Annotated in this window: 12 protein-coding genes; 5 read left to right on the top strand and 7 right to left on the bottom strand. The window is 57.8% G+C overall.

Translation table 11 applies throughout. The features are described 5' to 3' along the window. Positions 1–123: 123 nt before the first annotated feature. Both ACQY4Z_RS13975 and ACQY4Z_RS13970 read left to right on the top strand, forming a co-directional pair. Positions 124–825: a substrate-binding periplasmic protein gene (locus ACQY4Z_RS13975; RefSeq protein ID WP_428522204.1), complete on the top strand. Its 702-nt coding sequence runs from the start codon at positions 124–126 to the stop codon at positions 823–825. Between the two features lie 154 nt (positions 826–979). Next, positions 980–1486 (top strand): hypothetical protein, encoded by a 507-nt coding sequence (locus ACQY4Z_RS13970; RefSeq protein ID WP_428522202.1) that lies wholly within the window; start codon positions 980–982, stop codon positions 1484–1486. A 74-nt stretch (positions 1487–1560) separates the two neighbouring features. Here the strand turns inward: ACQY4Z_RS13970 and ACQY4Z_RS13965 are convergent, their stop codons facing one another. Next, complete coding sequence (locus ACQY4Z_RS13965) at positions 1561–3750, bottom strand: molybdopterin cofactor-binding domain-containing protein (RefSeq protein WP_428522200.1); 2190 nt, start codon at positions 3748–3750, stop codon at positions 1561–1563. Between the two features lie 3 nt (positions 3751–3753). Further along, a complete protein-coding gene (locus ACQY4Z_RS13960; RefSeq protein WP_428522198.1) occupies positions 3754–4215 on the bottom strand; it encodes a (2Fe-2S)-binding protein in 462 nt (153 codons plus the stop codon). A gap of 151 nt (positions 4216–4366) precedes the next feature. Between ACQY4Z_RS13960 and ACQY4Z_RS13955 the strand changes: the two genes are divergently transcribed. Continuing rightward, positions 4367–4987: a TetR/AcrR family transcriptional regulator gene (locus tag ACQY4Z_RS13955; protein WP_428522196.1), complete on the top strand. Its 621-nt coding sequence runs from the start codon at positions 4367–4369 to the stop codon at positions 4985–4987. A 21-nt stretch (positions 4988–5008) separates the two neighbouring features. On the opposite strand, the gene ACQY4Z_RS13950 is transcribed toward ACQY4Z_RS13955, so the two are convergent. From ACQY4Z_RS13950 to ACQY4Z_RS13940, 3 genes are read right to left on the bottom strand one after another with little or no spacing between them, the layout of a single operon-like run. Then, complete coding sequence (locus tag ACQY4Z_RS13950) at positions 5009–6568, bottom strand: efflux transporter outer membrane subunit (RefSeq protein WP_428522194.1); 1560 nt, start codon at positions 6566–6568, stop codon at positions 5009–5011. Positions 6569–6577: 9 nt separating this feature from the next. Then, positions 6578–7729, bottom strand: coding sequence for an HlyD family secretion protein (locus ACQY4Z_RS13945; RefSeq protein ID WP_428522192.1), 1152 nt, complete (start codon positions 7727–7729; stop codon positions 6578–6580). Beyond that, positions 7726–8136, bottom strand: coding sequence for a DUF3302 domain-containing protein (locus ACQY4Z_RS13940; protein ID WP_428522190.1), 411 nt, complete (start codon positions 8134–8136; stop codon positions 7726–7728). The genes ACQY4Z_RS13945 and ACQY4Z_RS13940 overlap by 4 nt, the downstream gene beginning before the upstream one ends. Before the next feature lie 241 nt (positions 8137–8377). Here ACQY4Z_RS13940 and ACQY4Z_RS13935 point away from each other — a divergent pair, with 241 nt between their 5' ends. Both ACQY4Z_RS13935 and ACQY4Z_RS13930 read left to right on the top strand, forming a co-directional pair. Continuing rightward, positions 8378–9598 carry an argininosuccinate synthase gene (locus ACQY4Z_RS13935; RefSeq protein ID WP_428522188.1) on the top strand — a complete coding sequence of 407 codons (1221 nt, stop codon included), beginning with the start codon at positions 8378–8380 and terminating at the stop codon, positions 9596–9598. A gap of 3 nt (positions 9599–9601) precedes the next feature. Beyond that, positions 9602–10288, top strand: coding sequence for a hypothetical protein (locus ACQY4Z_RS13930; RefSeq protein ID WP_428522186.1), 687 nt, complete (start codon positions 9602–9604; stop codon positions 10286–10288). A 47-nt stretch (positions 10289–10335) separates the two neighbouring features. Here ACQY4Z_RS13930 and folK read toward each other — a convergent pair whose 3' ends face one another. Further along, positions 10336–10866, bottom strand: a complete 531-nt coding sequence (folK, locus tag ACQY4Z_RS13925) for a 2-amino-4-hydroxy-6-hydroxymethyldihydropteridine diphosphokinase (RefSeq protein ID WP_428522184.1) — start codon at positions 10864–10866, stop codon at positions 10336–10338. Then, complete coding sequence (gene folP, locus ACQY4Z_RS13920) at positions 10867–11685, bottom strand: dihydropteroate synthase (protein WP_428522182.1); 819 nt, start codon at positions 11683–11685, stop codon at positions 10867–10869. Positions 11686–11702: the final 17 nt, after the last annotated feature.

Raw genomic sequence — 11702 nt, 5'->3', positions numbered from 1 at the left:
AAATTTTCGACTTGCCACCCAACGTCAGCGCACCAACTACAAACAATGTAGGGTTGCTGGACGCGAAAAATGGCTGGAAGGCAAGTTACACGCAGACAGGTGGTTTTCGGGATTTGCTCAAGCTTGGGCTTAGGCCCGCTGAATACGTCGATTGCTGCCCAACGATACATATTTGTAACCGCAGAAGTCCCGCCTTACTCCCTTCCATCTGAGGAAGGCCGAACCGGATTTGTCATTGACGTGGTGCGCGAACTTTTATCGCGTCTGGACGCTCCTTTGGAAATCGTTTCGCTGCCCTGGCGCAGAGCCATGGAGACCCTGAAACAAGGCGAAAATGTCTTGATGGCACCATTGGCGCGCACACCGGACCGCGAGACGCGTTACAAATGGGTCGTCCCGATCCTCACCGAAGAAGTCCGCCTTTACACCATTGACGATGGCCCCATCCTGACACTCGAGGCCGCGCGCAAAATCCCAAGTATCGCGGTACAGGGCGGTTCCGCCATGGAAGAGCTCGGAGTCAGACTCGGGCTTCAAAATCTGGACGTTGCACCAGACAATTTTTCCATGGTGAAAATGTTGGCATACGGCCATTCCAACGCGATGATCAGCTTCAGAATGCTGGCGCTCTGGTCAATGGAACGAGAGGGGTTCGATCCCAAGCGATTGGTTCCGGGCGAAGTTCTGGACAGCTTCGACGTTTCCATCGCGGCAACCCTCGAAACACCCGAAGAAGTGCTTACTCCAATCCGGGAGGCATTTGAGATTATGCGGGCCGATGGGTCGCTAAACCGGATCCTGGCACGCTACGGATTGGGATCATGACGGTGTTGGTGATTTCTGTCTGAGAAACCAGGCGAAAAACCGATCAGTTCCTAACTGCGCTGTGAATTGAAAGCGACACTGCCAATCCCCATTTCCGGGATGCCGGGGGTGATCCCGGCTTTTTCTGCCGAACAGAAACTCCCCGGAGATCGTCATGACAAGTATTGATTACAGCGGCTCCCACCGCCGCAAGACAGGTACGCCGCAGCTCTTTCCCCCACTCACCCCGGCAACAGCCGTGACTTTACTCCTCGCAGGTTTGGTCGCGACGGGTGTCTGGGAAGTCTGGGCGCGTGGCGTGACACCTCTCCTGATCGGAGGACCTTTGGATCCTGCCGGCCTAATAAAATCCAGTTTCGGGATATCCTCCAGCTTTCTGGCCGAGACGATCCACATTGCAACCGGCCTCATCATCTATCCGCTGGGATATCTCTTGATCGCACAGCCGGTCGCCCGGCTTCTGCCTGTGGAGTTTCCCTGGTCACTCACAGGGGCTGGTTTCGGCATCGGTCTCTGGATCTTTGCCATGTATGTGATGGCGCATCTGGTGGCCGGTTTTCCAGCGTTCCTGGGGTTTGGAGATCTGGCGCTTGCTTCGTTCTTCGGGCACTTGCTGTACGGCCTCACCGTTGCCGGGATCGTTGCCCTGCGCAGGGCGTGACGCCGCGCATTGAAGACACCGCAGCAAAAAGGCCGCCTCAAGGGCGGCCTTTCGCATTTTTCATCTGATCCGTCCTAGACCAGACCGGCTTTCGTGAACGGCAGACTTGTTATCCACTCGTCCTTTGCGGCCGCAATTGCGTTGGCAACAGCCGGACCGATTGGCGGTGTTCCCGGTTCACCGATGCCGGTCGGAGATTCGGTCGAGGCAACGATATGCACGTCAATTTCGGGCATGTCGGAAATGCGCAGCGACTCGTAGGTGTCAAAGTTTGTCTCTTCGACATACCCGTCCGAGAGCGTCACCTGATTGCGCAGGATCGCGCCGAGTCCGTAGCCAATACCGCCTTCAACCTGAGCACGGATGTTATCCGGATTGACCGGCACACCGCAGTCGACGGCTGCCGTGACCTTTTCCACCTTGACCGTTCCATCCTCGCGGAAGGAGATCTCGACGACTTCCGCCACATAAGACCCGAAGGACTTGTGAACGGCGACGCCGCGATGGCGGCCTTCCGGCAACGGCGTGTCCCAGCCAGCCTTCTCGGCAGCCAGCTTCAACACATTCGTCTTGCGCGGATCGTCCTTGAGAAGCTCAAGGCGCAGCGCCACAGGATCCTTGCCGGTTTCCTTGGCGATCCGGTCGACAACCGTTTCCATGACATAGGCCGTGTGGGTGTGCCCCACGGACCGCCACCACAGAACAGGCACCGGTGTTTCCTGGAATGCCTGATCCATGTTCATCATGGGGAACGAATAGGTGGTGTCGGATGCCCCTTCGGTCATGTTGTGATCCACACCATTGGGCATCAGCATCGGCTCAAAGGCGGTGCCCTTGATGATGGACTTGGCCGCAATGTTGTATTTCACCGCCGTGACGTTGCCGTCCCCGTCGAGACCAACCTTCACTTTGTGCGCCGACATTGGGCGGTAGTAACCACCGGCCATGTCGTCTTCACGGGTCCAAACGATCTTCACCGGACGCGGCTCCATGCCGGCTTCCCGCATGGCCTTCAACAGGAAGGAGATTTCCGAGACAGGATGTGCATCTCCTTGCGCCCGGCGCCCAAAGGATCCACCGGCCCACAATGTGTTGATGCTGACCTTCTCGAACGGAATGCCGAGGATGGTGGAGGCAACGTTGTGGTCGATGGTCGGGATTTGCGAGCCAAACCAGAACTGTGCCGTTTCACCATCGAATTCACCGACAATATCCAGCGGCTCCATGGCTCCATGAGCCAGGAACGGGAAATCGTAGTCGATTTCCATGACCTTTGCCGACGTGTCCAAAGCAGCGTCGACATCGCCATCTTCGCGAACCTTGAGGCCCGGCTTGGTGGTCATGTCCTTGAGTTCGGTCATCATTGCGTCAGTGGAGCGGGTCTCAGCTGCACTGTCGTCCCATTCGATCTGCAGAAGATCGCGCGCCTTGATGGCCGGCCAGGTGCTTTCTGCAACCACGGCAACGCCATTCGGGATCTGGAAGATGTCGACAACACCGGCGACCTTCTTGGCTTCAGTCGCATCGAAGGACTTGACCGTGCCGCCAAACCGCGGTGAACGCGCAACCGTTGCAGTCAGCATGCCCTCACGGTTGAAGTCGATGGTGTAGGTGTTCGGCGCACCAACCGTTTTGTTCTTGACGTCCTTGCGCGGGAACGACTTGCCGATATAGACCCACTGGTCCGGTGTTTTCAGGGCCGGTTCAGCCGGAACATCTTCGTTTGCTGCCAAACCTGCAAGCTCACCGAGCGTTGCCGATTTGCCAGAAGAGTGGAACACAACACCCGCGGAAACGGTGATTTCACCTGCCGGCACGCCCCATTCCTTGGCAGCTGCGGAGACAACCATTGCCTTGGCAGCGGCACCCGCCTGGCGGTACTGCATGAAAGCGTTCGGCATGGCGGTGGAGCCACCTGTGCCCTGAACGCCGAACAGGCTGTTGGCATAAAGCTGCGGGTTGGACGGGGCCAGCTCCAGCACAATTTGCTCATGAGACGCGTCGAGTTCATCGGCAACCAGGGTTGCCAGACCGTTTGCCGTGCCTTGGCCCTTGTCGAGGTGCTTGGACAAGACAACAACCGTGTTGTCCGGCCGGATGTGCACAAACGGCTGAACAAATTCACCCCCATCCGCAGCGGCTTTCGCAGCGTTTGGCATCTTGGCGGCGATGATCAGGCCACCAACTGCACCGGCTGACATTTTCAGGAATGTCCGGCGGCTCGGCTTGGGAGCCTCAAGAGGTTTTTGGAGGAGATGCAACATGGCTTAGGCCTCCATCTTGTCGGCTGCGGCATGGATTGCCTTGCGGATACGGGCGTAGGTCGCAAAGCGGCAGACGTTCCCGTCCATGGCTGCGTCGATGTCTTCGTCGGTTGGTTTTGGAGTGTCGGTCAGAAGCGCTGTGGCTGCCATGATCTGACCGGACTGGCAGTACCCGCATTGCGGAACGTCCAGCTCGTTCCAGGCTTCCTGGACGGCCTTGGCGGCTTTTCCGTTCACGCCTTCGATTGTGGTGATTTCGGCGCCCTCAAGATCCCCGACCATGGTTTGGCAAGAGCGGATCGGCATACCGTCCCAGTGGACCGTGCAAGCACCGCAGGATGCGATGCCGCACCCGAATTTGGTTCCGGTCATTCCGAGCTCGTCGCGCAGAGCCCACAGCAGAGGGCTCTCGGGATCCGCATCAAGCGTGCGCGTTTCCCCGTTAATTTTCAAAGTTACAGACATGAGGAGGCGTCTCCCTTGGCTGGTCTGGACTGGCTGAAGGATGTAAACTACACTGTGCAGTGTAAACTCTAGATCTGCATCTGTAAACGCACTAGTTTACATAGGGCTCAATTTTTGGGATTAAAGAGCGATAAAGATTGCTGGGTTAACAATGTCGGTATCCGACCAGAAAAAGAAACAAATCGTCGAAGCGGCCATCGCCGAGTTCCAGGAAAAAGGTTTTGCCGGTGCAAGCATGGACCGGATTTCGGAACGGGCGCAGGTTTCCAAACGCACCGTCTACAATCACTTTGAAAGCAAGGAGACGCTTTTCAAAGCGATCAACCAGTGCCTGGCAGACCAGGTCAATTCAGCGCTTGAAGTCCCTTATGACCGGGACAAACCGATCCGCGATGCCTTGATCGAACTCGGCTGGGCCGAGGGCGAGCTGATGGTTTCTCCGTGCTTCATGAACCTTGCCCGCATGGTCATGAGCGAAACGATCCGGGATCCGGAACTGGCGGCGGACATGAACGCCCGCATGACCAAGCTCAGCATTTTCGCAGAATTCATGGAGCGGGCGACATCGGATGGGCGTTTGTCGGTTCAAGATCCTGCTGTCGCAGCAGAACAGTTCCTGGGACTTATCAAGTCGCGCAGCTTTTTTCCGAACATCTATGCCAATCGGGTCGCTGAACGCGACGAGATGGACAAGATCATCAACGAGAGTGTTGATCTGTTCCTGGCGCAATATGCTGCGCCAGAAACTGAAGGCGCAAAAAAGTCTGCTTGATCAGCCCATCGGGTCCTGATCCTAACTTTTCCCCGAAGGTCCCACAGGGTTATCCAGTAGCTGTCCCCAGCGTGTGCGGTCCGCCATTTGGGCCCGGGTTTCATCGGATATGAGACCGCGGACATTCTCTGGCGCCCAGCCACCACCGAGCCCCTTGTAAACCGCGACAAGGTTGGTGAGCACGTTCGCTTCCGCAGCAATCAGCCGCTCCTCGGCAACAAGCAGGCTCTTTTGAGCATCAACCACGCGATTGTAGGACGCCGTACCGTCTTCATACTGGGCTTCCACCTCGCCGACAGAGCTGCGAGCCGCCCTCAAACTCCGCCGAAGGTAAAGCGCCTGCTGCTTGGAGCGCAGGAACCCGGTCAGCGCATTTTCCACTTCCGCATAAGCGGACAGCACAGTGTTTTCGTAGTTCAGCAAGGCTTCCTGAAGCTTGGCGTCTTGCACCCGGACATTGTTCTGGATTCGGCCATAATTCAGGAAATTCCAGGAAAAACCGGGGTTGAAGAGGGCCGTTGTCGCCCCGCCCGTGAAGAGATTTGAAAAATCATCTGCCCGTACACCGATCGCTCCGGCAATGGTGAATGCCGGGAAGAGATCTGCCTTGGCCACACCGATTTGTGCCGATTGGGCGGCGGCAATGTACTCGGCCTGGCGAATGTCGGGCCGGCGGCGCAGCATGTCCGCCGGAACGCCGATCGCGACTTCCGCCGGCACTCGCGGGAAGCCAGACCGGCCGGAAAAACGAGCTTTCATCTTACCCGGCGGCTCACTCAACAGCACGCTCATGGCGTTGTAGGCCTGCGCAAGTTCAGCCTCATAGCCCGGAATGGCCGCAAGCGTGTTGTTGTAAAGAACGGTCGCTTCATGAACATCCAACTGGGATGCAACACCGTTCTCCAGCCGGAGCTGCGTGAGGTTCAGAGACTTTTTCTGAAGCGCAGCATTCTTCCGGCTCGAGGCAACGAGTTGCTGCAGCTCGCGGATGGTGACGTATGTGGCCGCAATATCCCCGGTGAGCGTCACCAGCGCATCATCGTAGGATGCCAGGTTGGCGTTCAAGTTGGCCTTGGCGGATTGAACGTCCCGGCGGATCTTACCCCAGATGTCAATTTCCCACGCCGCGTCAAATCCTGCAGAGACGCGCGAGATGTGACTGTCCACCAGCCCGGCGCGCTCAAGGTCGCGGATGATCGGATCCTGCGTGCTGAACCGGATGTTCTCCGAGTTCCCTTTCAACTGCTGGACCTGAGGAACCAGCTCGCCGCGCGCGATGCCGAGCTGAGCGCGCGCCTGGTAAACCCGGACACCGGCGGCCTGTAGCTCTACATTCTGGCGGTAGGCCTCCGCGATCAGGCCATTCAGCGTTTCATCCTTGAAAACATGCCACCACGGCACGGAGGCAGCGCTGCGGGTGGTGAAGCCGGTGCGGTGATCGACGGTGAGGTTTGCGCCCTTGCTCCAGCTGTCGAGCACCGGCGCCTCTGGGCGCTCAAAATCCGGGCCGACCATACACCCGGACAGGAGAGCCGCGCCTGCAACGCTGGCAATCAAACCCAATTGTCGAAACACACTCACCAACATCACCTACACATCAAACGGGATGATGAAATTCACCCAGGCATACAACCGCATATTAACCCGGCGCAGCACGGACACCCATTCTCCGCCACCGCCCGTATAGATCGCTGCAGCTCCATGAGCGCCGCCCGGAAATCGCTTCAGCGCCGGATCTTCATCCATCACGATCTCAACCGCGAACCGCCCCTGCGGATGCATGAAGAGGAAGTTGGGCACATTTCCGCTCGGTTTGATCTGACCTTGCCCGGTTCCTTCCCAAATCGCCTTCACTTTTCCGGTAAACACCTGACCGGGATAAATATCCAGGGCAACTTCAACCGGCTGGCCGGGCTCCACGAATTTCAGGTGTTCCTGAAAAAAGGTTCCAAGAAAATAGGGATTTGCGTCTGCAACAAAGGCGGCGATTGACGCGATCCGGAAGCCACCGACAACAAGTCCGGGCCGCGCTTGCTGGCTGATGATCCGGCCGTCCTCGGGCGCATAGATGGTTGTCTGATCAACATAATATTGCGCCTGGTCGACCTGGGCTTGAGCTGCGGCCACCTGGGCATTCACACCATCGATTTGCGCTGCGACAGCGAGCTGCGCTTTCGTCACATTCCCTTCTGCCTCGGCGACTTGCGCTTTTGCCCCAGCCAATTGTGCCGTCCATTGATCCAGCGTTTCCTGGCGGGCGCCACCTTTCGGAACAAGATCCGTGTAGCGCTTGACCTGCTCAGTGGCAAAAGTCTCATTGGCCTCAGCCTGAGCCAACTGATCCTGCGCCAAGACGACATCTTCTTGAAGGATCAACGCATTTTGCTGGGCCTCGACCAGATTCGCCTGCGCTTCTGCGAGCTGGGCGTCATAGAGCGTCGATTCAAACTGGTAGAGCTTGTCGCCCTTCTTCACCGGCTGGTTCTGAGTGACGAACACCTCTTGCAACAAGGTCGGATGCGGCAGCCGGGGCGCGATCTGGATCGTCTGGCGGATCACATGTCCGTCAATCGTGTAAGGCGCGAAGAAGCGTAGGAAGACAACCAACAGAAACAGGACGTGAAAGCCGACCCAGAAGGTCACCACCCCCCAGGCAACGTTGAACTTCAGAAGCTTGAACTTGTAGAAAACCAGCCAGGCAAAGATGCCATAGGCCCCGAGGATCAGAAGGGCAATCGTCATGCCGCGCCTCCGGGCTTGGGCTGCTCTTCTGATTGCGCGTTGACCTGAGCCTCGCCGACATCAGAGGCGCTGGACAGCGCCGGCGTCGCTGACAGCTGATCCGCCTCTCCATACCCAGCGTCTTCGCTTGTCTTGATTTCAGCGCCTTTTGGCAGCTTGCGGATGTCGATTGTCAGGGAGTCGTGATAGGACCACATCAACGCGTGGATCCAGGGAAAGACTGTAAACAAGCCGATCCAACCGCCCAATTTGACAGATTCAGCATGCGGGTGCTTGCGCTTCTCTGCAAGTTTGCCCGGAAGACCGCCCAACGTGATCATGACATAGAAGAAGGCAATAACCGCCAGAACACCGATCAAGAAGGTCAGGTAATCATAGCCGTCGAGCTTGAAATCGATCAGGTTCATCGGTCCTCCACACCAGCCCTCACATGGTTAAGCCCCGCTCTTCCGACACCCTCAAACGCCCGGCCCGCAATTGCAAGCCTCTTTGCAGCCCGCTCCACGCGTGTTTCAAGCGCAGGATCTTTGAAACGGCAGTCCTTTGCACACTTCTGGGGCTTGCGCGGCGAATAGAACCGGCTAAATTGCCGCAAAATTTCAACGAAGCGGACCTTTCCGCACAACTCACGAACTGGATCCTCCCTCAATGGCGTATGGTGACATCAAGAAAGTCGTGCTGGCCTATTCCGGCGGCCTCGACACGTCCATTATCCTGAAATGGCTGCAAACCGAACTCGGCTGCGAAGTTGTAACCTTCACGGCAGATCTCGGTCAGGGAGAAGAGCTGGAGCCGGCGCGCAAAAAAGCCGAGATGATGGGCATCAAGGAAATCTACATTGATGACCTGCGCGAAGAATTCATTCGCGACTTCGTCTTCCCGATGTTCCGGGCCAACGCCGTTTATGAAGGCGTCTACCTTCTCGGCACCTCGATTGCCCGTCCGCTGATCTCCAAGCGGTTGATCGAGATCGCCGAAGAAACCGGCGCCGATGCAGTTGCCCATGGCGCGACCGGCAAGGGCAATGACCAGGTTCGCTTCGAGCTCTCCGCCTATGCGCTCAACCCGGACATCAAGGTGATCGCACCGTGGCGGGACTGGACCTTCAAATCCCGGACCGACCTTTTGGACTTCGCCGAGAAAAACCAGATCCCGGTGCCGAAAGACAAGCGCGGCGAAGCCCCGTTCTCGGTCGACGCCAACATGCTGCACTCGTCCTCTGAAGGGAAGGTTCTGGAAGACCCGAACGAGGAAGCGCCGAACTATGTGTTCCAGCGCACCGTTGACCCGACCGAGGCGCCGGACGTTGTCACAGAAATCGAGATCGGCTTTGAAAAGGGCGATGCGGTTTCTCTGAACGGCGAAAAAATGTCCCCGGCCACATTGTTTGCAAAGCTCAACGACTATGGCCGCGACAATGGCATCGGCCGCTTGGACATGGTTGAAAACCGGTTTGTCGGCATGAAGAGCCGCGGCATCTATGAAACCCCGGGCGGCACGGTCCTGCTGCAAGCCCACCGGGCGATGGAGTCCATCACGCTCGATCGCGGAGCAGGCCATCTCAAGGACGAGTTGATGCCGCGCTACGCCGAGCTGATTTACAACGGCTTCTGGTTTTCCCCAGAGCGCGAAATGCTGCAGGCCCTGATCGACAAAAGCCAGGAACATGTCACCGGCACTGTTCGCCTGAAACTCTACAAAGGAAATGTGATCGTCGTCGGCCGTGCGTCGCCCTATTCGCTCTATGCGGAAGAGCTGGTGACTTTCGAGGACGACCACGGCGCCTACGATCAAAAAGACGCTGCCGGTTTCATCAAGTTGAACGCTCTGCGCCTGCGCACGCTTGCCAAGCGCAACCGGATCGGCTGAGCCATGAACACACCCGCCGCAACCCGCTTTTCCGAAAAGCTTGTTGCGGCGGGTTTTCTTTTGGTCGGCGGTTTTCAACCGGACGGCACAGACCATGTGCCGGAGATCGGCGGCGGCTCTGCGGCCAAGACACTGCTAATCATTGGCAGCACCGGCCCTGGATTGTGGCCAACCTTCAAGGCGGCGCCGGAAGCTGAAGACGGAAAACCGGATCCGATGGATCGATATACACGGCGGGTGTTGAGCAATCTTGCGGACGACTTTGGATTCCTGCCGCTCTTTCCGTTTGACGGCCCGCCCTATCATCCGTTTCAAAAATGGACTTTGAAGTGCGGAGGGTTCTCCCAGAGCCCGTTTGGACTTCTCACGCACACAACATACGGGCCTTGGGCCGGGCTCCGGGCCGCCTTTCTGTCCACCGATGAGCTGGACACCTCAACTGGCGAAGACACTCCTGGTCCTTGCATAACATGCCAAGAAAAACCCTGCCTGACGGCCTGCCCGGTCGACGCCATTCAATTGGAGACAGGCTATGACGTCCCACGGTGCCTTCAGTATCTTGGCGGCACACCAGATGCCGGATGCTGGACCGGATGCCACGCCCGAAAAGCCTGCCCTGTCGGCCAGGACCACGCACCGGACGCGACGAACGGCCGTTTTCACATGAAGAGTTTTGTAGGTTTAGCCTGAGATCAGCCCCAGGCAATAAAGCAATCCACCGCTGCTCTGGCCGGTCATCACCCGGATATCTTCACCACGCCGTCCTGATCGGGGCAGGTTGTCAAGGCATCTGCGGCTGTCTGACCGTCCGCCAACGGCGCATCCGGCCAGATTTCGGCAAGCGGGATCAGAACAAAGGCGCGGTCTCCCATGCGTGGGTGCGGCAACTCCAGATCGGGCTCATTCACAGTCCGTGTCCCGTAAATCAGGACATCAATATCTATGATCCGCGGCCCCCAGCGAACGTCGCGGACCCGGCCCAGCTCGGTTTCAATGGCAAGACACCGCGCCAACAGGTCCTGAGGCGACAGGGTGGTATCGACGACTGCACAAATGTTCCGATAGTCGTCCTGTGGTACCGGCCCCCAGGGCGGTGTGCGGTAATCGGACGATCTGGCGACAACCGTAATTCCCTCACTGGCGTCCAGATGCTCCAGCGCTTTTTTCAAATGCGCGGCCGTGTCGCCTATGTTCGACCCGAGGCCGAGGGCACATCGGGTCGGTGCAGCCACTTCGGCCGTAACAAGGTTTGTTTGATGGAGGGTCATTTATACGGGGTTCCGTTCCAGTCGTGTTGCCTCCGATATACGCACACAATCGGCATGTGGACGTACGTCATGAACTCTTATTATTGAAGCACCCTTCATAACGGCTGTCATATGCACGGCGATGGAGCCAAAAAGCCGTTCCTCGGTCTCAACGCCCAAAACCGCGCCGATCATGCGTTTCCGCGACGCGCCGGCAAGAATGGGCAGGCCGTGCTTATGCAAGGTCTCCAGCCGGTTCAAAATGAGAAAGTTCTGATCAATGGTTTTGCCAAAACCAAATCCTGGGTCGAGGATCTGCTTGTTTTCCGCGATGCCAGCCCGCTCAGCCAACGCCATGGACCTCTCAAAGAACCGGTCGATGTCAGCGAGGATGTCGATGTCGGCATCGGCATAATCACGGTTGTGCATCATCACGACCGGCACACCGAGCTCGGCAACCGTGTCGGCCATCGCCGGATCTTTTTGCAGGCCCCAGACATCGTTGACGAGCGCGGCACCTGCAGCACCAGCCCGACGTGCGATCTCCGCCTTATAGGTGTCGATCGAGACCGGACACCCAAGCTCGCAAACGGGTTCTAAAATCGGTGCAAGCCGGGACCATTCGTCATCCAGCGCAACCGGTTCAGATCCGGGCCGTGTGCTTTCCGCGCCAATGTCCAGAATGTCGGCCCCATCGGCGATCATGGACTGGGCATGCTCAAGCGCCTTGTCCGCCGCGTCGAACCGCCCGCCATCAGAAAAGGAATCCGGAGTCACGTTCAAAATGCCCATCACATGGGCGCGGCTCTCCGGCAAGGTGTAGGCAGCAGCTTTGGCCATCAGTCGTCCTTCATCGT

The organism is Roseibium sp., assembly GCF_965276855.1.
Classification (GTDB): Bacteria; Pseudomonadota; Alphaproteobacteria; order Rhizobiales; family Stappiaceae; genus Roseibium.
Note: the sequence above shows the minus strand (reverse complement) of the source record. Positions and strands in the feature narration are given on the sequence as shown.